This window comes from Lentzea sp. NPDC036955 (genome assembly GCF_055608005.1).
Map to the genome: position 1 here is coordinate 535,414 of NZ_JBVJRC010000006.1, position 24,662 is coordinate 560,075.

A 24,662-nucleotide genomic window follows, 5' to 3' on the forward strand; every position below is an offset into this window, starting at 1 on the left:
GAGGGCATGGCGCTCACCGAGGACGAGACCGCGATCGTCGCACTGGCCGGCGAGTTCGTCGACCGCGAGGTGCGGCCGGTGGCACGGGAGCTCGACCACACCGACACCTACCCCGAGGCGCTCATCGACCAGATGAAGGAGATGGGCGTCTTCGGGCTGGCGGTGCCGGAGCCGTGGGGGTCGGTGGCGGTGTCGGCCGAGTGCTACGCGATGGTGACCTCGGAGCTGGCCCGCGGGTGGATGTCGCTGGCCGGTGCGATGGGCGGGCACACGGTCGTCGCCAAGCTGCTGGTGGCGTTCGGCACCCGCGAGCAGCAGGACGCCTACCTGCCGCGGATGGCCACCGGTGAGCTGCGGGCGACGATGGCGCTGACCGAACCCGGCGGCGGCTCCGACCTCCAGGCCATCCGCACCACGGCGCGCAGGGACGGCGCGGACTACGTGGTCAACGGTTCCAAGACGTGGATCACCAACGCGCGCAGGTCGGGGCTGATCGCGTTGCTGTGCAAGACGGACCCGTCGGCGTCGCCGCCGCACAAGGGCGTGTCCGTGCTGCTGGTCGAGAAGGGGCCGGGGCTCACGGTGTCGCGCGACCTGCCCAAGCTCGGCTACAAGGGCGTGGAGAGCTGCGAGCTGTCCTTCGACGACTTCCGCGTGCCCGCGACCGCGGTCCTCGGCGGCGTGGAGGGCCAGGGGTTCGCGCAGATGATGCGCGGCCTTGAGATCGGGCGCATCCAGGTCGCGTGCCGGGCCCTCGGCGTCGCGCAGGCGGCGCTGGACGACTCGCTCAGGTACGCCCAGGAGCGCGAGAGCTTCGGCAAACCCATCTGGCAGCACCAGTCCATCGGCAACTACCTCGCGGACATGGCCACGAAGCTCGAAGCCGCCCGCCAGCTCACCCTGCACGCCGCCCGCCGGTACGACTCGGGGGAACGCGCGGACCTGGAGGCCGGCATGGCGAAGCTGTTCGCCTCGGAGACCGCGATGGAGGTGGCGTTGACCGCCGTGCGCATCCACGGCGGCTACGGCTACTCCACGGAGTTCGACGTCGAGCGCTACTTCCGCGACGCACCGCTGATGATCGTCGGTGAGGGCACCAACGAGATCCAGCGGACCGTCATCGCCCGCCAGCTGGTGAAGAGGGCGAAGTGACCACCGACCTGCTGCTCCCCGACCCCGCGCACGCACTGGGCGCGCTGCTCGACGTGCCGGTGCCCGACCTCGCCGAGGAGGGCCTGCCGCTGCTGTGGCACTGGCTCTACCTGCTCGACCGCCCGGCGCAGGCCGACCTCGGGCCGGACGGGCACCCGTTCCGCAACACCGTCCCGGTCCCGCCACCCGGACGGCGCCGGATGTGGGCGGGCGGCCGCGTGCGCCGCTCGGGGCCGCTGCGCTGCGGCGAGACGGCCACGCGGGAGACGACCGTGCTGTCCACCGAGGACAAGCAGGGCCGGTCGGGGCCGTTGACGTTCGTCGTGGTGCGGCACCAGATCTGGCAACGCGGGGAGGTCGTGGTCGAGGAGGAGCAGGACCTCGTCTACCGCGAACCCGGAACGACCCCGGACTTCCCGGAGACACCGGAGGTGCCCGCCGCGGAGCACGAGTGGGCCGTCGACGTGACCCCGACGCTGCTGTTCCGGTTCTCCGCGCTGACCTACAACGCCCACCGCATCCACTACGACCGCGACTACGCGCGGGACGTGGAGGGGTATCCGGGCCTGCTGACGCACGGGCCGTTGCAGGCGCTCGCGATGGCCGAGGCGGGGAGGAGGGCGGGGCTGGCCGGTGACTTCGAGTACCGGCTCGTGGCCCCGTTGTTCGACCACCAGGGGATGGTGGTGACGCCGACGTCGGTGCGCGACCGGTACGGCCGGCGCACCGCGACCGGCGGGTTCACCGGAGCGCCCCGGTGAACCCGCCGGTCCTCAGACGGCGGTGAGCTCCGCGGTCCTGCGGCGCCGCAGCCGCAACACCACCGCCACCGCGAGCAGGACGGCCAGCACCGCGTAGCAGACGGCCGCGAACGGGCTCGCCACCAGCGCGGTCAGGTCGCCCTCGCTGATCTGGAGGGTCCGGCGCAGCTGCTCCTCCGCCAGCGGACCGAGGATCATGCCGACCACCAGCGGTGCCACCGGGTAGCCGTGGCGGCGCATGAAGAAGCCGATCACACCGATCACCAGCAGCACGACCAGGTCGTCCACCACGAAGTTCACCGCGTAGGTGCCCAGCGCGGCGAACAGCAGGATGCCCGCGTACAGGTACGGGCGGGGGATCTGCAGCACCTTCACCCAGATCCTGACCAGCGGCAGGTTCAGCACGAGCAGCATCACGTTGCCGATGTACAGCGACGCGATCAGCGCCCACACCATCTCGCTGTTGTTCGTGAACAGCAGCGGTCCCGGCTGGATGCCGTAGCTCTGGAACGCCGCCACGATCACCGCGGCCGTCGCCGTCGTCGGCAGGCCCAGCGTCAGCAACGGCACCAGCACGCCCGCCGCGGCCGCGTTGTTCGCCGCCTCCGGACCCGCCACGCCCTCGATCGCGCCCTTGCCGAACTCCTCCGGCCGCGTGGAGAGCTTCTTCTCCGCCGCGTACGACAGGAACGTCGACACGTCCGCGCCACCGGCGGGCACGGTGCCGATCGGGAAGCCGATCACCGTGCCGCGCAGCCACGGCTTCCACGACCGCGACCAGAACTCGCGGGTGAACCACTTGCCGCCGACCGGGATGACCTCGATCGGGCCGTGCCGCAGCCGGGAGGCGACGTAGAACGCCTCGCCCACCGCGAACACGCCGACCGCCACCACGACCACGTCGACGCCGTCGGCCAGCGTCGGGATGCCCAGCGTGAACCGGGACTGCCCGGACAGCGTGTCCGTGCCGATCAGGCCGATGAACAACCCGAGCGCCAGCGACGCGAGACCGCGCACGGGGGAGGACCCGAGCAGCGCGGCGACCGTCGTGAACGCCACGACCATCAGCGCGAAGTAGTCGGCAGGGCCGAGGGTGACCGCGACGTCCGCGATCGTGGGGGCCAGCGCGGTCAGCAGGACGGTGGCGATGGTGCCCGCCACGAACGACCCGATCGCCGCCGTCGCGAGTGCCGCCGCGCCCCTGCCCGCGCGGGCCATCTTGTTGCCCTCCAGCGCGGTCACGATCGACGCGGACTCGCCGGGCGTGTTCAGCAGGATCGACGTGGTCGACCCGCCGTACATGCCGCCGTAGTAGATGCCCGCGAAGATGATCAGCGCGGCCGTCGGTTCGAGCGTGTAGGTCAGCGGCAGCAGCAACGCCACCGTCATCGCGGGCCCGATGCCCGGCAGCACGCCGACCGCGGTGCCGAGCGTGACGCCCAGCAGCGCGTAGAGCAGGTAGAGGGGCTGCGCGGCGGTCGCGAAACCGTCGATCAGCGCGGTGATGTCACCCATCGAGGAGGGGCACCCCCTCGAAGATCCCGGCGGGCAGCGACAGGCCCAGCCCGGACGCGAACACGACCTGCACCACCAGTGCCAGCACCACGGCGACGATCAGCGCGCGCCACCACACGGCACCCAGCGCCCAGGCGGCGCCGAAGAACAGCACGGTCGCGGCCACCGGCCACCCGGCGATGTCGATCAGCGCCAGGTGCGCCACCAGCACGACCACCAGCTTGGCCACCGTCGCCCAGTCGGTGCGGACGCCGGTGTCGACGTCCTCACCGTCCTCGGCCTGGCCGAGCTTGCCGCGTGCGGTGGCGATGATCGCCGCGATGCCGGTGACGACCAGCAACGCACCCACGGCGTAGGGGAAGGCACGCGGCCCGACGGAGGTGTCGGTGCCGCGCGAGGCGATCGTGGTCGCGTCGACCAGGACGAACGCCCCGATCGCCACGACCAGCCCGCCGAAGCCGTACTCCTCGGCCTTCTCCGCACTCACTTCGCGAGGCCCATCTCCTCGAGCGCGGGCTTGATCCGGCCGATCTCCTTGGTGAGGAACGTCGAGAACTCGTGACCGGTGAGGAACGTGTCCGTCCAGCCCTTCTTCTTGAGCTCCTCCTGCCACTGCGGGCTGTTGCGCATGTCGGTGACCAGCGTGATCAGCCGCTCCTTGGCCGCGGGCGAGATCGAGCCGGGCGCCACCACACCGCGCCAGTTGATCAGCTCGACGCCCTTGCCGACGCCCTTGAGCGTGGGCACGCTGCCGCCGAGGTCCGTGTGCTCCTTCGGACCGGACGTGCCGAGCGCGCGCAGCTTGCCCGCCTTGATCTGCTCGCGGTACTCGCCGATGCCGGAGATGCCCGCGTCGACCTTCTTGCCCAGCAGCGCGGCCAGCGACTCACCACCGCCGGAGTACGGGATGTAGTTGAGCTTGAGCGGCTCGATCTCCTTGGCGGCCAGCAGCATGGCCGCGAGCAGGTGGTCGGTGCCGCCCGCCGAACCGCCGGTGATCGAGACGCCCTTGCCCTTCTCGTTCACGGCGTTGAGCAGGTCGTCGATCGTCTTGTGCGGCGAGTCGGCCGGCACGACGACGACCTCGTCCTCCGCGGTGAGCCGCGCGATCGGGGTGGTGTCCTCCAAGCGGGTGTCGACGTTGTTGGTCTCCACCGCGCCGACCATCACCAGACCGGTGACCATCAGGTACTGCTCGGAGCGCTCATTCGCGAGCTTCTTCAGCCCGACCGTGCCGCCCGCGCCGCCGACGTTGCTGACCTGGATCGATCTCACCAGGTTCGCGCCGTTCATGGCCGTCTGCATCGCGCGCGCCGTCTGGTCCCAGCCACCGCCGGGGTCGGCGGGCGCCATGATCTCCAGCTTGGCGAGCGCGTCGGAGCCGCTCTGCCCCTTCTGGCCGCACCCGGTGACCAACAATCCCGCTGCGGCCACCACCGCGACCCATTTCCTGCTCATCGTCCACACACCCGTTCCCTCGGCGACGTTGGGCGGGAACGCTAAGGAGGGGTGCGTTCACACGTAAGCAAACGGTCGTAAGACTCGTATTGGTCGTTTAGTTTGTGGCGCCGACCACAGCTTCTGCGTTAGAAACGTCAGCCATGCGCAGCCGTCGCCGCGTCTCACTGGGCGTCTCCCTGCTGGTACTGCAGGTGGTCATCGTCCTGGTGACCACGTGCGCCGCCGGCCTGCTCGCGGCCAAGCTGCAGAGCGACCGCATCCGCGACTCCTACCAGGACCGGATGCTGGCCGTCGCCGAGAGCGTCGCCCGGCTGCCGACCGTGGTCGGCGCGTTCGGCAGCCCCGATCCGGCGGCGACCATCCAGCCGCTGGCCGAGCTGATCCGCACCGCCTCCGGCGTGACGTACGTGGTGGTCACGAACGACAGGGGCGTCCGCTACGCGCACCCCGACCCGCGCCGCATCGGCGAACGCGTCTCCACCGACCCGTCCACGGCCCTGTCGGGCAACGTCTTCGTCGGCACCGAGACCGGCACCCTGGGCACCTCGCTGCGGGCGAAGGTCCCGATCCGCTCCGAGGACGGCAGGATCATCGGCATGGCCTCGGTCGGCATCCTGGAGAGCCAGCTGTCCGCCGACCTCGCGGAGGACCTGCCCGAGCTGATCGGCTGGCTCGCACTGGCCGCCCTGGTCGGCGTGCTGGGCGCCGCCCTGGTCACCCAGCTGGTGCGCCGCCGCACGTTCCGGCTCGAACCCGCCGAGATCGCCCAGCTGCTGGAGACCCGCGACGCGATGCTGCACGGCATACGCGAGGGCGTCGTGGCCGTCGACGAACACGGCCGCCTCGCGCTGGTCAACGACGAGGCCATGCGCCTGCTCGGCCTGGGCGCCGACCCCACCGGCCGCCCCGCCGACGAGGTGCTCGACTCCGGCGTCCTCGACCTCGCCCGCGGCGACGACGTCTCCGACCGCCTCGTGCTCGCGGGCGAACGGGTCCTGGTCGCCAACCGGATGACCGCGAAGACCGCGGGCCGTGCCGTCGGCGTGGTCCTCACCCTGCGCGACCGCACCGAGCTGCACGACGCCCTGCGCCAGCTCGACGGCCAGCGCACCGTCACCGAGGTGCTCCGCGCGCAGGCCCACGAGTTCTCCAACCACCTGCACGTCATCGGCGGACTCGTGGAGCTCGACCGCCGCGACGACGCCGTCGCCTACATCGAACGCGTCGGCGGCGCCGGCTCGCTCACCTCCGACATCGTCACCGGCGCGGGCGCAGACCCCGCGCTGGCGGCGTTGCTGCTCGCGAAGTCCTCCACGGCCCACGAACGCGGCGTGGCCCTGCGCCTGGACGCCACCTCGTCGGTCGACGTCCGGGCCGGCGACGACGCGCTGACCGTGCTCGGCAACCTCCTCGACAACGCCGTCGACGCCGTGGACACCGGCGGCACCGTCCGGGTGCTGGTCCGGTCGTCCGACGCCGGTGTGCGGGTCGTGGTCGACGACGACGGCCCCGGCATCGCCGAACCCGACCGCAACCGCGTCTTCGACCTCGGTGTCAGCTCCAAGGCGGTGGCCGGCGCGCACGGCAGGGGCATCGGCCTCGCACTGGTCTCCCGCGTGGTCACCCGCCGCAACGGCAGGGTCGACGTCACGGACTCTTCGCTCGGCGGCGCGTCGTTCGACGTGTGGCTACCGGAAACGGGGAACAGATGACCGTCCGCACGCTCGTGGTCGACGACGACTTCGCCGTCGCCGCCATCCACCGCGAGTTCCTCACGGCCCTGCCCGAGTTCGAGGTGGTCGGCGAGGCCCACGGCGGCGGCGAGGCCCTGCGCGCGGTCGAGGTGCTGCGCCCGGACCTGGTGCTGCTCGACATCCACCTCCCCGACATCTCCGGCCTGGAGGTGCTGGCCCGCCTGCGCGCCCGTTCCGGCCCGCCGGTGGACGTCATCGCGGTGACGGCCGCCCGCGAGCTGGAGACCGTGCGCCAGGCGATGTCCCGCGGCGTCGACCACTACCTCGTGAAGCCGTTCACCCGCACGGCGTTCCTCGACCGCATGCAGCAGTACGCGGTGCGCCGCACCGAGGTGCAGCGCCTCGGCCAGTGGCTCGACCAGGACGAGGTCGACCAGCTGCTGCAACACCGCCCGCGCTCGGCCGGTGTGCCGAAGGGCCTGTCCGCACTGACCCTGAAGCTGGTCATCGCCGCGTTGCGCGACTGCGAGAGCGACCTGTCGGCGCAGGAGGTCGGCGAACGGGCCGGGTTGTCGCGGGTGAGCGCGCGGCGGTACCTGGAACACCTGGTGAGCATCGGCAAGGCCGAGGTGCAGCCGCGGTACGGAATGGCGAACCGGCCTTCGCACGGTTACCGCCTGACCTGAGGAAATTGCGGTGCCGCGGCGAAGCCGGATGATTCCGCTAATCGTGCAGCAACCGGTCGACCAGCAGCTTCACGTCGGGTTCGCCGAAACCGCGCGGGAGTTGCACGTACTGCGCCGCGGCGAGGTGCTCCAGCTCGGGCGGAAGTGTCGCGGCTGTGAGCTTCAACCGGGCGCCGAGCAGCACCGGAACCACCGGTACACCGCTCTCGTGCGCCAGGACGAGCTCTCTGCGCACCCAGTCGGCGGGGTTCTCCAGCAACGGCACGCCGTTCTCGTCGGCCTCGTTCTCCCAGCGGCGCCCGATCACCGCGAGGACCGTCTCGCAGTGGCGCACGTTGTCCTCCAGGGCGGTGGCGAAGTCCGGTGTGCCGGGCCGGATCGAGCGCACGTCCCGGAAGACCGCCTTCTCACCGAGCCGGCGGCTGAGCTCCCGGTGCAGCAGCTCCGGCGCCTCCTGGCCGTCGCCGGTGCGGTAGTTGATGAAGAACCGCGGCCAGGGCGCCGGCTCCTCCACCTGCACCCGGTAGGGGCTCAGCAGGTCGCGCAGCCAGGGGAGCTCGGCGTCGTCGTCGAGGACGTGCCGGACACCGGTCGGCACGGGCGCGGCGCAGCGGTCGTCGAAGAGCACCAGGGTGTCGCGGGGCATGTCCGCGATGGACTGCCAGAGGATGCCGTCCGCCCACGGGACCTGGTCGTGCAGCCACGTCGCCCACTCCCTGGTGAACGGGAAGTGCTCCGGAGGACCGGTGACGAGCCGGCTGTCCTGGTGCACCTCGGCGAGGTCGTGGGCGCTGTACAGCCGGACCAGGGCCAGGTCTCGGGCGGTGCGCACCTCGGTCAGCACCTGACCGGCCAGCGCGGCCCGCGGCAGCACCCGTTCGGTGCCCGGCGTCAGCGCGAACTCGCGCAGGAACCGCTCCGCGACGGTCGTCTCCGGCGCGGCCGACAGGCACAGCGTGCGGTAGCCGCAGGCAGCGGTCGCGTCGAACCGGCCGCCACCGGCGAACAGGCTGGTCTGCGGCCGGTCGAACAGCAGCGGGTCGTGGGCAGCGGCGTGCACCCGGTGCAGCACCGTGCCGGCGGGAACGGTCGCGCGTGACGGCGTGCCGGTGAGGGTCGCGGGAGGCGCGTGGTGGATCACGGTTCAGCCCTCCACCACGGCCGCGGCGGCGGCCACGAGCCGGTCGTCGGGGGTGCGGCCGAGCAACCGGACCGGCCGGTCGCGCAGCCAGGCGTTCGCGCTGAACCACCAGTCGGCGGCACCCCAGGGGTCCTGCTGGGCCTGCAGCAGCAGGTTGATCCGCAGCACCACGTCGAGCGGTTCACCCGCGGCGTCGAACTGGAACGTCGGCACGGAGGCGCTGCCGTCGTCGCGGTGCAGCTTGATCACCCCCGCCACGTCCGGGTTGTGACCGCGTTCGCGCAGGTCGGCCGCCGACTCCCACTCGTTGGTCAGAATTCGCTCCCTGGCGCTGCGCGGCCGTCCGCCGAGCCTGACGTCGTCGGAGAGGTGGACCAGCGCGAGGTCGAGGTCGGCCAGCTCGGCGCTGCTCGCGTACCGGACGCCGGCGTCGGCGAAGATCCGGTCGTCGTGCGGCAGCAGGTCGCCGAGCAGCTTCGTCACCTCGTGCGCGGCCGCCGCCCGTTCCACCGGGGTGACCGCGCCGCGCATCTTGTCGACCAGTGAGCGCAACCGCGTGCGCCCGTCGTGCCCGAGCAGGTCGTTGACCCGAGCCCAGTCCTCGACGAGCGCGTAGATGAGGTGCTGCACCGCCACGCGACCACTCCGAATCCGTAGGCCGACAATTCTTGCCGTAAAAGTCGCTGCGGAAGTGGACAAAAAGAGGTCAATTCCTGTTCATCGCTCTGAATTGCCGGTCGCGCACGTATTTTTCCTGCACGGTCCGATGACAGTAGACAGCCGTGAGGTCTGATGAGCTCCTCCGTCGGGTACTACCTCTCGCCCGCTGACTTGGAGGCCCAACGCCGGCGCCAATTGCGCGCCGACATCGCGGGCACGCTGGCGCGGCTGGCGGAAATGCGCGCACACGCCCGTGCGGTCGGGGTGAAGGTCCCGGCCGTCGCCGGCGAGCACCGGGCGGACGGCGTCACCGACCTCACCGAGCTCGAAGAGCTGCGGGCGCGGGCCTCCGCCGCGGTGGCCGACGCGACCGAGGCGGTCGACGCGGGGTGGTCGCAGCGGTGGCGCGCGACCATCGGCAAGGCCACCGGCGGGACCGCCGCGACCACCGCGTCGGCCGCCCAGGAGCTGGCTGCCCGCCGGGTACCGGCCCAGCACACGCCGGCCCGGCGGGAGGGCGACGCGGTGGCCGCCGCGCTGGCCGACGCCGAGACGCTGCTGGCGGGCAACGGCCACCGCTGCGACGCGGACGGCCTCGCGGCGGCGCAGGCCGTGTACGAGGAGATGAAGGCGGTGACGTCGCTGCAGCGGGCCAGGACGTACTCGCTGGAGGTCGCCGTGCTCGTCCGCGAGTCGATCGAGCGCCGCAAGCGGCTGGTGGCGCAGGAGGAACAGCGCGCCAGGCTGCGCCAGCTGCTCGCCGACGTGCTGGAGGAGGAGCAGCCGGCGCTGCTGGCGCTCGTGGCCGGTGCGGCCGATCCGGACGAGGCCGAGGACGCCGTGCACCGCGCCGTCGAACGCGCCGACCTCGCCCGGCACCGCAGGCGGGTCGCCGCCGCGGCGGCGGAGGCGCTGAGCGAGCTCGACTGCGTCGTGGGGGAGGAGTTCGAGTCGCTGCTGGTCGAGGAGACGCAGGCCGTGGTCGCCTTCGACGGCGCACAGCGGGGGTACGGGCTGCTGGTGCGCCTGCCGGGCGACGGGACCGCCCTGCTCACCGCCGTGGTCCGCGCCGCAGACCAGGACGCGGAGGGCGAGCACGCGAAGGCCGTGCAGTCGCACTACTGCGACGAGACGTTGCCCCAGCTCGACTCCGCGCTGCGCGAGCGCGGCGTCGAGCTCGACCCGGCACCGTTCCTGCGGCTTGAGCCGGGCCGTCCGGTGCCGGCGGCACCGGCCCCGTTGCCGCCGTCGCGGCGCAAGACCAGACCCGCCGTCCGCCGCCGGGCGACCGAGGTGCCGGGGGTGAGGCAGCGTGAGCGCTGAGGAGCCTGCGTGGGTCCGCGAGCTCGACCTTTCCCTCGTCACCCACCCGCAGCTGCTGTTCGTGGGCAACGTCCGCGACCGCTACTTCCTGCCCGCGGGCGCGGGGAGCGACGTGCTGGTGCCGCTGGGACTGCCGCAGGTGGTCGAACGCGCGTGCCGGGCCCGCGGGTTCGGGGCGCTGGCGGTGCTCGACATCGCCCGCGACCGCCTCGAGGTGTGGCCGTTGAGCGAGGACGGCTCGGCGATACCGCAGGCGTTGCGGGAGTTCGTCGCCGACGACGCGTTGTCGAGGCCGGAGCGCGACGACGGCAGCGCGCCCGACGACCTGGTGCTGCGCAGGGCCCGCCGGGCGCTGCGGGAGATCGTGATGTCGCGCGGCGCCCCCATCGGCCTGCTGATCCCGTTCGCGGCACGGCTGGGCTCGCCGCGCTCGGAGCTCACCGGTGAGGGCAAGCTGCTGATGGCGACGGCGGAGGTGCTCGGCCACGAGGCCCGCCCGGTGCCCGGAACGGCGCCGGTGATGCCGTTCAACACGGTGTTCTGGGTGGTGGAGAAGCAGGAGCAGCTGCCGGTCGAGTTCGCGATGTCCCCGCGCACGGTCAAGGTGATCACCGTGCCGCCCGCGTCCGCCGACCAGCGGCTCGCCGCCGCCCGCCACGCCGTGCGGGTGGTCACCAGCAAACGCCCCGACACCGCCGTCGACGACAACGCCCGCGAGGCCGCGGCGCAGAACCTCGTCTCGGTCACGCACGGGATGAGCAACGGCGAGGTGCTCGCCGTCGGCAGCGTGGCGGTCGACCGCGCCATCCCGGTGAACCGCCTCGACGAGGCGGCCCGGCTGTACCGCGTCGGCGTGCGCGACAACCCGTGGGCGGTCGCGTCCCTGCGGGACACGATCGCGTCGGCGGGTCCGGCGTCGATCGGGGTGTTCGGGCAGGACCACGCCGTCCGCAAGGCGGTCGAGATCTTCATGCGGTCGGCCGCGGGGCTGACCGGCGCGCAGTCGTCGAGCTCCCCGAACCGCCCGCGGGGCGTGCTGTTCCTGGCAGGGCCGACGGGCGTGGGCAAGACCGAGCTGGCCAAGGGCATCGCCCGGATGATCTTCGGGCGGGACGCGGAGCCGATCCGGTTCGACATGAGCGAGTTCGCCCAGGAGCACGCGCGGGAACGGCTCATCGGCGCGCCACCGGGCTACATCGGCTTCGACGCCGGCGGTGAGCTGACCAACGCGGTGCGGTCCAACCCGATGAGCGTGCTGCTGTTCGACGAGATCGACAAGGCACACCGGCTGGTGTTCGACTTCTTCCTGCAGGTGCTGGAGGACGGCCGGCTCACCGACGGCCGCGGCTCGACCGTCTACTTCACCGAGTGCGTGCTGATCTTCACCTCGAACCTCGGCGTCGTCGACCCGGACGCCCCCGCCGGCACCGCACCGCGGCTCAGCTACCGCACCGACGTCGCCGAGGTGCGCAAGGTGCTGCAGCAGTCGTTCGAGCACTTCTTCGACCACCGGATCGGCCGGCCGGAGCTGCGCAACCGGCTCGGTGACGCGTTCATCGCCATGGACTTCATCCAGCCGGAGGTCGTGCCGGAGCTGCTGGACAAGGCGCTGCGGTCGGTGGCCCGCCGGATGGACGTGGTGCACCGGGTCCGGCTGGAGGTCGCGCAGGCCGCACGCCGGACGTTGTACGACCGGGCCGTCGAGAACCTCGACCACGGCGGTCGCGGCGTGAACAACGCCGTGGAGTCGGCGCTGATCAACCCGTTGTCCGAGATGCTGCTGCGCGACCCGCCGCGCCAGGGCGAGACGTGGCGGGTCGACCAGGTCGTCGCCGAACCGGACGGCTGGCGGGCCGAGGTGACCCGGTGCTGAGCGACCGCGGGCCGAGGACGGACGGGGTGCTGAGGACCAGCAGGGTCCTCTACCCGATCACCGCGCTGGGACCGGGCCGGCGGCTCGGGATCTGGTTGCAGGGCTGCACGCTGGCCTGCCGGGGCTGCATGTCGCGGGACACCTGGGACGCCGCCGGCGGCACCGAGGTCACCGTCGACGACCTGCTGCGCACGTGGCACGGGGCGGTGCGCGCGGGTGCGGAAGGGCTGACGATCAGCGGCGGGGAGCCCCTGCAGCAGGCCGCGGTGCTGGCGGAGTTCCTCGACGCCGCCTCCGTCGCGGACCGCGACGTCCTGCTCTACACCGGCTACGAGCTCGACGAGCTGAACGGGCAGCAGGCCGACGTCCTGCACCGGGTCGACGCGGTGGTCACCGGGCGGTACTCGGCTGGCGAGCCGACCAGGTTGATCTGGCGTGGCTCGGCCAACCAGCGGCTGGTCCCGCTCACCCCGCTCGGCGAGCAGCGCTACCGGCACTTCGTCGACCTCGCACCCGTGCGGGCACCGGTGCAGGTGCGGGTGGACGACGGGGTGCTGTGGGTCGTCGGGGTACCGCCGGCCGGCACGTTGCCCAAGGTCGAGCGGAACCTGCGCGACCAGGGGATCGTCTTCGAGGAGGCCGCATGGCGACCGTGACCTACCAGTGCCCCGACGACCCGGACGGCTGCCCGCGGACCACGTCGCCCGGTTTCTGCGCCGTCCACCCCGCGGCCGAGCTGGAAGCGGTGCGCGCCACGGCGTTCGCGGACGCGCCCGCCGACCGGCCGGAGGCGGGGCGCCCGTCGGTGACGGTGGAGATGCCCCTCCCGCAGGAACAGCTGCACCTGCGCTTCCTCGACCGGGTCGTGCCCATCCCCGCGCTGGGCATGCGGCTGGGCCGGGAGTGCGGCCCGCTGTCGGACCTGCCGGGCATGGCCGAGCTGACCCAGGTCTCGCGGCAGCACGCCACGCTGTACCCGCTGAACGGCCACCTGTACGTCCGGGACGACGACTCGACGAACCACACCTACGTGGACGGCCGGATGGTGGTGACGCCGCAACGCCTGCGGGCGGGCCAGGTGCTGCGGCTGGGCCAGGACGTCGAGCTGCGGGTGGAGGCGGCCGGGTTCGACGAGTTCGGGTTGCCGCTGTGACGCGGGTCCACGTCGCGGCGGTGACGTGCAGGGGGCTGGTCCGCGAGCACAACGAGGACAGGGTGGGCGTCCTCGGCTGGCTGGCGCCGGTGGAGATGCCCGCACCGGTCGTGCTGGCGTGCAAGGACCCCGCGGCCGCACTGGTCGTGGTGGCCGACGGGCTCGGCGGGCACCGGGCGGGTGAGGTCGCGAGCCGGCACGTCGTCACCCGGCTGACGACTGCGCTGCCCGAGCCGACGGACGGCGAGTCGCTCGCCCATGCGTTCGTGGACGCCCACGAGGAGCTGCTGGAGCTCGGACGGCGGAACCCGGAGCTGGAGGGGACCGCGACGACCGCGACCGCGCTGCTCGTGCGCCCCGACCGGAGCTACCTGTGCCACGTGGGCGACAGCCGCGCCTACTACGCCGAACCAGGGCTGGTCATGCCGCTGACCGTCGACGACGTCGACGAGGACGCCGCGGGCGCGCTGACCCAGGTGCTCGGCGGGGTGCAGGGCCGCCGTGTCGATCCGCACGTGCGGGTGGTCGAACCGGCTGCGCGGCAACGGTTCCTGCTGTGCACCGACGGCCTGCACTCCTATGTGGACGAGGACGTGCTGAAGGACGCCGTGGTGCTGGACTCGGCGCACGACGCCGCCGAGGCCCTGCTCGCCGCGGCGATAGCGGCCGGTGCGCCCGACAACGTGTCGTTGTGCGTCGTGGACGTGTGGCGCGAGGGAGAGAACGATGACTGAACCCGTGCGACGGCCGAACACCCCGACGGTGCAGCAGGGCGCCACGCGCAAGTCGGCGCCGACGGTGCAGCAGGGCGCCCGCCGCGAGTCCGTGCCGACCAGGCAGCAGGGGTCGAACCCCACCGTGCAGCAGGGCGAGGCGCCACCACCGGCGGCGGACGACGGCGGGCCGGTGTTCCCCGACCAGCTGCGGAACCGCTTCGAGCCGCTGCGGGTGCTGGGCACCGGCACCGAGGGCGTCGTGTGGTGCTGCCGCCGCACGGCCGAGGGCGACGAGGTCGCGGTCAAGGTGCACTGGGCGGGGCACCCGATCGACGTGGACCTGTTGCGGCACCTCGACGACGAGCGCTTCCACCGGCACGTGCCGCGGTTGTTCGGCTACGACTCGTTCATCGGCCCGCACGGCCGGGTCGGCTGGGTGGCGATGGAGCTGCTGGAGGCCACGCTCGACCAGGTCGTCGCCCGCAGGCCGGCCTCCGTGCGCAAGGCGGAGGAGGTGCTGCGGGAGCTGGCAGGCGGGTTGAACTTCTGGCAGCAGGTGGTCGGCCGCAACCCCATCGACTTCAAGCCGGACAACCTGATGTACCGGGCCAACGGCGAGTTCGTCATCGCGGACTTCGGCGGTGTCACCGGGCTCACCGCGAGCAAGCAGATCGGCGGCACGATCATGGCCGCCGTCGCCTACACCCCGCCGGAGCAGCACTGGGAGGAGAAGGGCTGGCCGTGGCCGTGGTGGAGCCTCGGTGAGATCGCCTACCTGCTCGTCACCGGCCACGGCCGGTTCCAGCGGCGCACCGGCGAGATGCTGTCCGACCAGGCGATCCGGCGGATGCGCACGCTCGACGAGCTGGACCTGACCGAGATCACCGACGAGCGCTGGCGGCTGCTGGTCAGCGGCCTGCTCACGAAGGACCCGCGCGACCGGTGGGGGTGGCCGCAGGTCGAGAGCTGGCTCGGCGGCGGCAGCCCGCCCGTGGCGGCGCACGCTCCCGCGCAGGCGGCGCAGCCGGAGCACTCGCCGATCACGTTCGTCAACGGCCGGTCGTTCACCGACCCCGCCGAGCTGGCCGTGGCGATGCTCGACGACCCGCACGCCGCCGAACGCTGGCTGACCGGCACCGGCGCGGACGCGCTGAGCACGTGGATCCGCAAGGAGAAGCTGCACAACCGGTTCGACACGATGCGGCTGACCGGCCTGCACGGCAGCTCGGCACGACTGCACAGCGCCGTCCTCGCGTTCGGCCAGGCCTTCGCGCCCGACGTGACACCCCGGTACCGCGGCCGCCCGGTCGACACCGACGGGCTCGTCGCCGCGCTCGCCCAGCCGGACGGCTTCGAGTTCGCGGGCGAGGTCGTGCAGGGCGACCTGCTCGGCACCGCCGCCGGCTACCGCTGCGGCCACGGCGGCTGCGGGCCGCGGTGCGGGGTGCTCGACCAAGCGGCGGCCGAGCTGCCGGTGCTGGTGCAGAACGCCGAACAGCTCGTGCACTCGACCGGCTCCGGCGGGTTGACCGCGGGCGAACGGCAACGGCTGCACGGCATGGCGTTGCTGCTGGTGCTCAACCGGCGGCAGGCGGCGCGCGCCCTGCAACCCCCGGTCCGGCTGCGGCTCGCCGACGTGCCGTGGTGGCGTCCGCTGGCCAAGCAGCTCGCGAACGTCGACACCCGCGAAGGCCGCGTTCTCCTGCTGGCGCAGGGGGTGTTGCAGGAACGGGTGGTCCGCGAACGCCGGCCGAAGCGCGCACCGGTGTCGTTGCGGGCCGTGGGCACGACCGCCGGCACGATCGTGCTGTTGACCCTCGCCATGACCGGAGTCGCGTGGGTCGTGGTGGTGCTGCAGAACGGTGCGGTGGCGTTCGAGGGCGGACCGGACGGCGCGCGTGCGGCGGTCACCCTGGCGGCCGCAGCGCAGCTGGGCCTGCTGCCCCCGTTCGCCCTGCTCGCGACCGAGCTGGTGCTCCTGGTGCGCACCAAGGGCGCCGTGGCCGGCGGCGTGCTGCTCGCCGTCGTGCTGGCGTTCTTCGCGTCCGACCTGCCGCTCTTCACCGCGGTGACGTCACCGGACCTCGTCGCCGACCTGGTGTTCTCGCTGGCGGGCAAGTGGGCCGACGGCCTGGTCGTCGGACTCGTCGTCACGGCACTGGCCAGCCTCGGCCTGTGCCTGTGGGCGCGGTCCTGGCTGCCGCAGACCGCGCAGAGGAGCACCCGGCGCGCACTGCCGCCCACCCCGCTGCGCCGCGTCGCCGTGTTCGGCCTGGCCTGGGCCGCACTGGGACTCGTGTACTGGGCCGCGACGGTGCTGCGGCTGACGGTCCACTCCGAGGACCTGTTCGTCACGGCACCGGAGTTCGGCCTGCGGGCGGCCGCGCTGCTGAGCGGCTACCTCCTGCTCCTCGGCGTCGTCGCGGCCATCGCGGCGATGTGGCGGGCGAACACCTTCGGCGTCGTCACGATCGGGATGCTCGCGGTCCTCGTGGCGGGCGGCTTCGCCCAGGTCGTGCCGCAGACGAAGGCGCTGTGGCTGCCGTTCCTGCAGGACCCGCTGCTCTGGGCAGCCGGTCTCTGGGGCGCCGCCGCGTTCTGGGCCGCCCTGCTCGTGCACGTGCCGCTCGCCGTGGTGTGCCTGCGCACGATGCGCCGTCTCGTTGACGCCTGATGGAGGGTGAGTTCCGCGACCGCCTGGAGGCGGCCGAGGTCCTGCTGGCCCAGTTCGAGGCCGGCCTGGACGACGCGGCGCCGGTCGACGTGGCCGTGGTCGAGGACATCCGCTACTACCTCGACTGGGTGCTCGCGGTCGCGGACCGGTCGTCGTTCGACTGGGTGTGGGCGCAGTACCTGAGCGCAGCGTGGTTCCGCTGCCAGGGCAGGGCGCTCGCCGACCCGTCGCGGCTGGACGAGGCGATCGAGGCGATGCGGATCGTCGTCGACCGGCTCGACGCCACACCCGGCTTCCGCATCGAGCTGGTCGACCTCATCCAGCTGCGGTACGCCTCGACCGACGTCGGTGACCGGGAGCTGCTCGAAGCCTCCGTCCACGAGCTCCGCCTGCTGGTCGCCATGGAGCTCGACGAGGAGGACCGCGCCCTGGCCGAGGCGGTCATGGGGATGTCCCTGCGGGAGCAGTTCCGCCGGGCCCGCGCCGATGCCGAGGAACCGCCGCCGGAACTGCTCGACGAGGCCCAGCGCTACCTCGACAACAGCCTCGACCTGCCCGGCATGGACGACGGCCTGCGCGTCGAGACGATGCTGGAACTGGCCCGCCTGCGGTCGTTCCGGTCGGTCATGGGCGGCACGCCCTACGTGCTGGACGCCGCCGCCGAGGAGGAAGAGGCGATCCCGCTCTACGAGCAGGTGGCGCCCAACGACCCGAACGCGGCGTTCGAGCTCGCGGAGATGATGATCTCCCGGTTCGCTGCCTCCGGTGACCTGCGGGAACGCAACGGCGCCCTGCGCTGGCTGACCAGGATCGAAGGCGACCCGCGGCTGGAGCAGGACCCGGCGGAGGTCGCGGCGCTGCGCGGGGACCTCCTGCTCGACCGGGCCAGGAAGGCGCGCGACGAGCTGCCGGCGCTGATCGGCTACCTGACCGGGGCCGTCGCCGCCGCACCGGGGAACGCACAGCTGGCCTCCGAGCTGCTGGAGGCCTACTACCTGCACGACGACGTCGACGGCATGCTCCGCGCCGTCGAGCAGCTGGCCGCCGCCGGTGAGGACGCGCCGGACCCCGTGCTGCTGCTGCCGTACCGGGCGCTCGCCCTCGCGACCAGGGCTCTGCGCGGGCGGGACGACCTGGTGGAGGCCGAGCGCGTGCTCAGGGCCGCTGCCGGCGAACCCACCGTCTCCGGCTGGACGAAGCACCTGGTCATCGGGCTCCTCGCGGTGGTCGAGGTGGTCCGTGTGAATCCCGGTGCGGTGCTGGGCGACATCGCCGACATCGGGATGTCCGACGGGTTCGGCCAGGACGCGGCGACGACGCTGCTGACGTGGCTCGTCGAGCACGGGACGGGCGGTGTGGACCAGCGGTGCGCGATCGCGTTGCTGCGGAGGCTGCTGGCACAGGGGTCGAGCGAGCAGTTGACGGCGTTGACCGCGCTGGACGCCGTGCGCCGGGAGCTGGACCGCACGGACGACGTGGCGGTGGTGCTGCTGTTCCAGCAGGCGGTGGCGGCGTGCAACCTGGCCCTGGACTCCAACGACCAGCGGCGGGTGGAGGCCGTGGTCGGGCTCCTGGACGAGTTCTTCGCGGTCGCGGGGGAGCCGCACCCGCTGCGGTCGACCGCGCTCGGGCTGTACGGCACGACGCTGTCGCACGCCCACCTGGTCGGCTGTGAGGCGACACCGAGCCGTCACGCCGTCGCCGCCCTGACCGCGGCCGTGGCGGACGAGGACCAGGACCCGGACATCAGGGCCAGGTTCCTGGTGATGCTGTCCCAGGCCGAGATCCTGCAGAGCACGCAGGAGCGGGTGGACCTGTACGAGTCCGCCGCCGGGCACTGCCGGCAGGCCATGAACCTGGTCGAACCGGGCACCGAGGAGCACGACCTGGCCTGGCAGGCGTTCGCCGCCGTGCTGCTGACCCGGTTCCAGCAGACCGGGGACCTGCGCGACCGGCAGGCCGGGCTGAGCCACCTGGAGGCGCTGCGCGCCGCACGCGTCGCGAGGGGCGCCGGCGTGTCCGAGATCGACGACATGCGAGACCGGATGAACGTCCTGACCGGCGGAACCGACGGGACCGACGACCTCGCCGCCATCCGGGCGCAGCTCGACCGGCTCGCCCGAGCTGACGAGCACGTGGACGCGGTGGCGCTGGCGGGGGAGAGAGCCGTGCTCGCCCAGCGACTGCTCAACCTCGGCGCGGGGAAGATCGACCAGGCCGTGCTGGACGAGGCCCTGCAGTTGCTCGTCGACGCGGTGGAGGGGATCGACCGCAGCTCGGCCATGTTCGCCCCGCTCGCCCTGACCTCCGCGCACGGGCGCATGGGGGTGGCACTGCTGCGCCGCGACTGGGCCCTGTTCGACGCCGCCATCGCCGAGCTCGAGGCGCTCAGGGACGACGCGGACGTCCTCGACGTCCACCGCGCCGCCGCCGTGTTCGGCCTGGCGATGTTCTGGCACGGCCGCCACCTGACGACGAGGACCAGCGCGGACCTCGACGAGGCGCTGCGCCGTTACGCGCACGTGGAGCTCGCCCCGATCGGTGGCAGGGACGTCACCGGGGTGCTCGACGGTTTCGCGGACAGCTGCTGGAAGCTCGCCCTGCTGGGCTACGGGGACGACGCCATCGCGATCGGGTTCGACTCCCTGCGGCGGCGGGCGAGCGACGTCCTGCTGCAGAGCGACAGCGGGCACGCCGTGGAACGCGCCGCGGACGCCGCCGCCCGTGCCCGACGGGTCGCGTTGCGCTGTGCGGACTCCGGCGACTGGGAGCGGGCCGTCGAAGCGGTCGAGTGGGGTCGCGGTCTGGTGCTGCACAGCACGACGGCGTTCTCCGGCATCGGCCCCCGGCTGCGCGCGCTCGGGCACGACGACCTCGCCGCGGACCTCGCCAAGCCGCAGCCGCCGGTGCCGATCGCGTCGATGGAGCTGCAGCCCAGCGACCTGCGCAGGCGGGCGGTGGCGGCGCTGGGCGGCGAGCTGGAGCTGCTCCGGCCGCCACCGGTGGCCGATGTCGCGAAGGCGTTGCGGGCGCTGGAGGCCGACGTGCTCGTGCACCTCGTGCCGGGACTGGACAAGCACGACGGTCGTGCCCTGGTGACGACGTCGGAGGGCATCGTGCGGGAGGTGCTGCTGCCGCTGCTGCGCGCCGACGAGGACGGCGAGGTGGGACGTTATCTCGCGATGGACGACCAGGCGCGGCGGGCGGCACTGCCGTCGTTGTGCGCGTGGGCCTGGCGTGCGGTCGTCGAGCCGCTGCTGCGGGAGATCGGCCGGCACCAGCCCTGGATCGTGCTCGTGCCGACGGGCGTGCTCGGCGTCGTCCCGTGGCACGCGGCAGCGGGATCAGGCCGGACCGCGGTCCGGGAGGCCGGCTTCACCTACGCCACCTCGGCGCGGCAGCTGTGCGACCTGGCGGCACGGCGGCGCCTGCCGTTCGACGCGGACCCGGTGGTCGTGAGCAACCCGGACGGCACGCTGGTCGCGGGCCAGTACGAGGCCCAGTTCCTGCACCGGCTGCACCCCGGAGGCCGGTTCTACGGCCAGCCGGGACCGGGCGTGCCGGTGAGCGGTCCGGGCACACCCGACGAGGTGCTCAAGGCCTGGGACGGCGGCGTGTCGTTGCTGCACCTGGGCTGCCACGCCCGCGCAGGGACGACTCCCGCCCGGTCCGCGCTCGTGCTCGCCCGCGCCGAGCTGTCGGTCGAACGCGTGCTGCGGCACGCGGCCGGCCGTGACGACGACCGCGCGGGCGGACTGGTGGTGCTGGCGGCGTGCGAGAGCGACCTGACCGCGGGCCTGCACGACGAGGCGCTGACCCTGGCAGCCGCGTACGTGGCGATCGGCGCGGCCGGCGTGGTCGGTACGAGGTGGAAGGTCGACGACATCGAGTCCGCGCTGCTCATGTGCGTGTTCTACGACTTCCTCCGATCGGGTGCCCGCCCGCGGGACGCGCTCAGGTCGGCCCAGCTCTGGGCGTTGGACGAGGACCGGGAGGCACCGGAGGGGGTCGACACCCTGCTGCGCGGGCGGGCCCGTGACCGCGCGCTCGCCGACCCGGTCAAGTGGGCCGCGTTCGCTCACCACGGCTGGTGAACCAGTTATGACATGGGTCACTTTGTTTCGTGCTTTGTGTGACTTGGGGTGAGATGCGCCGGTCTCCGTTTCCGAACGGGTGACGTCGGCGAAGTGAGGGTGTTGGTCGTGACGGTGCGGGAGTGGCTGGGGCAGGTGTCCCCGGAACTGGTGGTGGCTGCGCGGGAGGGAGACCGCGCGGCGCTGGACGCGGTGGTCGAGGCCTACCTGCCGCTGGTCTACAACATCGCTGGTCGCGCGCTGTCCTCGGACGCCGACGTCGACGACGTGGTGCAGGAGACGATGGTGCGGGTCATCCGCGGCATCGGCGGCCTGCGTGAGCCGGAGCGGCTGCGGTCGTGGCTGGTGGCGGTGACGGTCAACCAGCTCCGCGAGCACTACCGGCGCCGGGAGACGGCACCCGCGCCGCTGGAGGAGTACGACCGGGCGGACCCGGAGGCGGAGTTCGTCGAGGTGGCGTTGTCCCGGCTGCACCTGCTGGAGCAGCGGCGGGAGGTCGACGAGGCGGCGCGGTGGCTGGACCCGGCCGACCGCGAGCTGCTGGCGGTGTGGGCGCTGGAGCGGTCGGGGCAGCTCAGCCGCGCCGAGGTCGCCGACGCGCTGGACCTCAACGCGCACGCCGTGACGGTGCGGGTGAGCCGGTTGAAGGGCCGGCTGGAGACGATCCGGCTGCTGGTGCGGGCGGTGCAGCACGACCCGCGCTGCGCGGGCCTCGCGCGGGCGGCCGAGGAGTGGAACGGGCAGCCGAACCCGTTGTGGCGCAAGAGGTTGCTGCGGCACGTCGACGAGTGCGGCCGGTGCCGGCGCGGAGTTGCCGACGCCATGCCGGTCGAGCGGATCCTGACGGGCGCGGCCCTGCTGGTGGTTCCGGCGGGCTATCTGCCGCTGCTGCTGGACAACCTCAGCCGACCGGCCGTCGAGCCCGCGGCGCACCTGCTGGAGATGACCGTGCTGCAACGGATCGGTGGTTTCCTCTCGGCCAAACCCGCCCTCACCGTCGCGGCCGCCGTGGTGGTCTGCGCCGCGGCCGGCGTCACGGGCGCCTGGGTCTTCACACCCGGCAACCCACCCGCGCCACCGGCGGCACAGGCCCCGGCCGCGCTGACGCCTGCGGTGACGACGTCCGAGGTCCCTCTCGGCACTTCAGCGGCTCCCAGCACCTCTGCGGCTCCCAGCGGCTCCGCCATGCCGACCAGCTCCGCCGCCCCGACCACGACGTCCGCCGCCCCACCTCCACCACCCCCGCCTCCCGCAACCCCGGCCGAACGCGTGCTCGCCCACCTCAACGCCGCACGGGCGGAGGAGGGCCTGCCGCCGTTGACCATGGACCCCGCGCTGGTCACGGCAGGCGAACGGCACAACCAGGCGATGATCGCGGGCTGCGGGCTCTCACACCGCTGCTCCGGCGAGGCCGACCTGGGCGACCGCATCACCGCGGCGGGCGCGCGGTGGAGCTCGGTCGGCGAGAACGTCGGCATGGGCGGCCCGGTCGCGAACGCCGCCGACCCGATCGCGGCCATGGCCATCAAGCTCAACCAGGGCATGATCGACGAGAAGCCGCCGAACGACGGCCACCGCAAGAACATCCTGAGCCGCTCGTTCACCCGCGTCGGCATCGTGGTCACCCGCGACGCCAAGGGGACGGTGTGGATGACCCAGGACTTCGCCGGCTGAGGTCCCGGGCCGCCGGGCTCACGTTCGCCGGGCCACCGCCTCGCCGCCAGGCACGACCGGGGTGCACGCCGGTAGCCCCGTGGAGGCGGTGGCGAAGCCGTCGGCGCCCGAAGACCCGCGGTTCTGGGCTGGGCCGGTGGGCCGAGTTCCGGCAACCGTCAAGATCCTTCGACGGTACCGCCGCACGTTCCCGCATCGGTGAGATTCCGGTGTGCCCGGTCACCCCTGCTCGGCCGGGCTCGCACCGGAGGAACCCATGCGAACCCTTGTCCCCGCCGTGCTGGCAGCACTGCTGTCGGCCGGCGTACCCGTGAGCGTTGCCGCCGCCCCTGTCGCGGCCGACATCACCGAGACCGTCTACGTCGAGTCGTTAGTGGACAGTGATGGCGACGGTGTGCGCGACCGCATCGCCGCCGACGTCAAGCGCCCCGGCCAGGCGGGCAAGGTCCCGGTGGTCATGGAGGCCAGCCCCTACTACGGGCTCGGCGCGACCGCCGCGGCCGGCGTGCCGCGCGGTTTCGGGCGGTGGTACGACGAGTACTTCGTGCCGCGCGGTTACGCCGTGGTCGAGGTGGAGATGCAAGGCACCTCGCGCTCGACCGGCTGCCCGACCACCGGCGGGCCGGAGGACACCGCCAGCGTGCGCGCCGTCGTCGACTGGCTGAACGGCCGCGCCACCGCGCGGTACGCCGACGGCCGTGCCGCCGTCGCGTCGTGGAGCACCGGCAACGTCGGCATGCTCGGCGTCTCCTACAACGGCACGCTGCCCAACGCCGCCGCGGCCGCGAACATCCCCGGAGTCAAGACGGTCGTGCCCATCGCCGCGATCTCCAGCTGGTACGAGTACGCGCGTGACCAGGGCATCGGCTACCGCGGTTACACCAGCGACTACCCGACCGTGCTCGCCAACTACGTGATCAGCTCCGCGCAGAAGTCGAAGTGCCGCGCGGTGCTCGACGCCATGGCCCGCAACGACGGCGACGAGTCCTACGACTACACCTCGTTCTGGCGCACCCGCGACTACCGGCCCTCGGCCGGCAACGTGAGCGCGTCCGTGTTCGTCGTGCACGGCCAGGCAGACTGGAACGTCAAGCCCTCCCAGTTCGGCCGCTGGTGGGACGCGCTCGCCGCACAGGGCGTGCCCCGCAAGCTGTGGCTGCACCGCGGCGGCCACCTCGACCCGATCTCGTTCCGCCAGGCCGAGTGGCAGCGGGTCATGGGCCTGTGGATGGACCACTGGCTCAAGGGGATCGACAACGGCATCATGAGCGAGCCGATGGCCGACATCCAGCGCCCCGACGGCTCCTGGGAGCAGCACGCGTCCTGGCCTCAGCCCGGCACGGCGACCACCACCCTCCACCTCGGCCCCGCGGCCGGCGGCTTCACCGGCTCGCTGACCGCGTCGCCGACCGGCACCGGCCAGACCCAGCGCCTCGCGGACAACACCAACCTCAGCGAGTCCGCCATGATGGCCAACCCCGAGGTCGCCGACACCCGCCGCCTCGCCTACGTCACCGCACCCCTGACCCGCGAGGCCCGGCTCTCCGGCGAGGTCCAGGTGACCGCCCGCATCGCGGCCAACCGCACCTCCACCCCGCTCACGGCACTGCTCGTCGACTACGGCCCGGCCACCCAGGCCGTCCTCACCGAACGCACCCCGCTGCAGCTGTCGACCGAGAAGTGCTCCCGCGACGACCTGCGCAACCGCACCGGCTGCGCCCAGCCGCCGGCCGTGTCGACCCAGATGGTGTCCGCGACCATGCTCACCAAGGGCGCCATCGACACGAAGAACCGCAACTCGCTGGAGACCGCGACCCCGTTGCCGACCGGCACCGCCGTCGACGTGACGTGGAAGCTGCACGCCCGCGACGCGGTCATCCCGGCCGGGCACCGGATCGGGATCGTGCTCGTGACCAACCACAGCGGCTACATCGGCACGGACACCGGGTCGAGCGGCATCTCGATCGCCGTGTCGCTCGGTGTCAGCAAGGTCGTGCTGCCCGTGGTGGGCGGCACGATCAGCACCTGACCGGCTGAACCGTTGCCCGTCCCGGCCGCCCTGAGCGGTGGGGACGGGCAACGCTC

Annotated in this window: 18 protein-coding genes; 13 read left to right on the forward strand and 5 right to left on the reverse strand. The window is 72.8% G+C overall.

All coding sequences use genetic code 11. The features are described 5' to 3' along the window. Positions 1 to 6: 6 nt before the first annotated feature. Together ACZ7CF_RS23105 and ACZ7CF_RS23110 are read left to right on the forward strand one after the other, a co-directional pair. Positions 7 to 1,152, forward strand: a complete 1,146-nt coding sequence (locus tag ACZ7CF_RS23105; protein ID WP_360388950.1) for an acyl-CoA dehydrogenase family protein — start codon at positions 7 to 9, stop codon at positions 1,150 to 1,152. Next, a complete protein-coding gene (locus ACZ7CF_RS23110) occupies positions 1,149 to 1,913 on the forward strand; it encodes an HTD2 family dehydratase (protein WP_360388948.1) in 765 nt (254 codons plus the stop codon). Before ACZ7CF_RS23105 ends, ACZ7CF_RS23110 begins: the two co-directional genes overlap by 4 nt. A gap of 12 nt (positions 1,914 to 1,925) precedes the next feature. Here ACZ7CF_RS23110 and ACZ7CF_RS23115 read toward each other — a convergent pair whose 3' ends face one another. From ACZ7CF_RS23115 to ACZ7CF_RS23125, 3 genes are read right to left on the reverse strand one after another with little or no spacing between them, the layout of a single operon-like run. Then, positions 1,926 to 3,428, reverse strand: coding sequence for a tripartite tricarboxylate transporter permease (locus tag ACZ7CF_RS23115; protein WP_470370542.1), 1,503 nt, complete (start codon positions 3,426 to 3,428; stop codon positions 1,926 to 1,928). Then, complete coding sequence (locus ACZ7CF_RS23120; RefSeq protein ID WP_360388943.1) at positions 3,421 to 3,915, reverse strand: tripartite tricarboxylate transporter TctB family protein; 495 nt, start codon at positions 3,913 to 3,915, stop codon at positions 3,421 to 3,423. Before ACZ7CF_RS23120 ends, ACZ7CF_RS23115 begins: the two co-directional genes overlap by 8 nt. Beyond that, on the reverse strand, positions 3,912 to 4,886 hold the full coding sequence (locus tag ACZ7CF_RS23125; RefSeq protein WP_470370543.1) for a Bug family tripartite tricarboxylate transporter substrate binding protein: 975 nt from the start codon (positions 4,884 to 4,886) through the stop codon (positions 3,912 to 3,914). Before ACZ7CF_RS23125 ends, ACZ7CF_RS23120 begins: the two co-directional genes overlap by 4 nt. A gap of 143 nt (positions 4,887 to 5,029) precedes the next feature. Here ACZ7CF_RS23125 and ACZ7CF_RS23130 point away from each other — a divergent pair, with 143 nt between their 5' ends. After that, positions 5,030 to 6,601 carry a sensor histidine kinase gene (locus ACZ7CF_RS23130; RefSeq protein WP_360388938.1) on the forward strand — a complete coding sequence of 524 codons (1,572 nt, stop codon included), beginning with the start codon at positions 5,030 to 5,032 and terminating at the stop codon, positions 6,599 to 6,601. After that, on the forward strand, positions 6,598 to 7,269 hold the full coding sequence (locus ACZ7CF_RS23135; protein ID WP_458431945.1) for a response regulator: 672 nt from the start codon (positions 6,598 to 6,600) through the stop codon (positions 7,267 to 7,269). Before ACZ7CF_RS23130 ends, ACZ7CF_RS23135 begins: the two co-directional genes overlap by 4 nt. Positions 7,270 to 7,306: 37 nt before the next feature. On the opposite strand, the gene ACZ7CF_RS23140 is transcribed toward ACZ7CF_RS23135, so the two are convergent. Both ACZ7CF_RS23140 and ACZ7CF_RS23145 read right to left on the reverse strand, forming a co-directional pair. Continuing rightward, the gene (locus ACZ7CF_RS23140; protein ID WP_470370544.1) at positions 7,307 to 8,410 is read right to left on the reverse strand and encodes an RES family NAD+ phosphorylase; all 1,104 of its coding nucleotides are present in this window, start codon (positions 8,408 to 8,410) and stop codon (positions 7,307 to 7,309) included. A gap of 3 nt (positions 8,411 to 8,413) precedes the next feature. Continuing rightward, on the reverse strand, positions 8,414 to 9,046 hold the full coding sequence (locus tag ACZ7CF_RS23145) for a hypothetical protein (RefSeq protein ID WP_360388930.1): 633 nt from the start codon (positions 9,044 to 9,046) through the stop codon (positions 8,414 to 8,416). Positions 9,047 to 9,202: 156 nt separating this feature from the next. Between ACZ7CF_RS23145 and ACZ7CF_RS23150 the strand changes: the two genes are divergently transcribed. The 9 genes from ACZ7CF_RS23150 (at position 9,203) to ACZ7CF_RS23190 (ending at position 24,606) form a co-directional block, all read left to right on the forward strand. Beyond that, positions 9,203 to 10,393 carry a hypothetical protein gene (locus tag ACZ7CF_RS23150; RefSeq protein WP_360388927.1) on the forward strand — a complete coding sequence of 397 codons (1,191 nt, stop codon included), beginning with the start codon at positions 9,203 to 9,205 and terminating at the stop codon, positions 10,391 to 10,393. After that, positions 10,383 to 12,266, forward strand: coding sequence for an AAA family ATPase (locus ACZ7CF_RS23155; protein WP_470370545.1), 1,884 nt, complete (start codon positions 10,383 to 10,385; stop codon positions 12,264 to 12,266). The genes ACZ7CF_RS23150 and ACZ7CF_RS23155 overlap by 11 nt, the downstream gene beginning before the upstream one ends. Then, positions 12,260 to 12,922, forward strand: coding sequence for a 4Fe-4S single cluster domain-containing protein (locus ACZ7CF_RS23160; protein ID WP_360388921.1), 663 nt, complete (start codon positions 12,260 to 12,262; stop codon positions 12,920 to 12,922). The genes ACZ7CF_RS23155 and ACZ7CF_RS23160 overlap by 7 nt, the downstream gene beginning before the upstream one ends. Further along, complete coding sequence (locus tag ACZ7CF_RS23165) at positions 12,910 to 13,419, forward strand: FHA domain-containing protein (RefSeq protein WP_470370546.1); 510 nt, start codon at positions 12,910 to 12,912, stop codon at positions 13,417 to 13,419. Before ACZ7CF_RS23160 ends, ACZ7CF_RS23165 begins: the two co-directional genes overlap by 13 nt. Beyond that, a complete protein-coding gene (locus ACZ7CF_RS23170; RefSeq protein WP_470370547.1) occupies positions 13,416 to 14,153 on the forward strand; it encodes a PP2C family protein-serine/threonine phosphatase in 738 nt (245 codons plus the stop codon). The genes ACZ7CF_RS23165 and ACZ7CF_RS23170 overlap by 4 nt, the downstream gene beginning before the upstream one ends. After that, on the forward strand, positions 14,146 to 16,809 hold the full coding sequence (locus tag ACZ7CF_RS23175; RefSeq protein WP_470370548.1) for a protein kinase domain-containing protein: 2,664 nt from the start codon (positions 14,146 to 14,148) through the stop codon (positions 16,807 to 16,809). Before ACZ7CF_RS23170 ends, ACZ7CF_RS23175 begins: the two co-directional genes overlap by 8 nt. Continuing rightward, positions 16,809 to 20,903, forward strand: a complete 4,095-nt coding sequence (locus ACZ7CF_RS23180; protein ID WP_470370549.1) for a CHAT domain-containing protein — start codon at positions 16,809 to 16,811, stop codon at positions 20,901 to 20,903. The genes ACZ7CF_RS23175 and ACZ7CF_RS23180 overlap by 1 nt, the downstream gene beginning before the upstream one ends. Positions 20,904 to 21,011: 108 nt before the next feature. Next, positions 21,012 to 22,577 carry a sigma-70 family RNA polymerase sigma factor gene (locus ACZ7CF_RS23185; protein WP_470370550.1) on the forward strand — a complete coding sequence of 522 codons (1,566 nt, stop codon included), beginning with the start codon at positions 21,012 to 21,014 and terminating at the stop codon, positions 22,575 to 22,577. Between the two features lie 256 nt (positions 22,578 to 22,833). After that, complete coding sequence (locus ACZ7CF_RS23190) at positions 22,834 to 24,606, forward strand: CocE/NonD family hydrolase (RefSeq protein ID WP_470370551.1); 1,773 nt, start codon at positions 22,834 to 22,836, stop codon at positions 24,604 to 24,606. Positions 24,607 to 24,662: the final 56 nt, after the last annotated feature.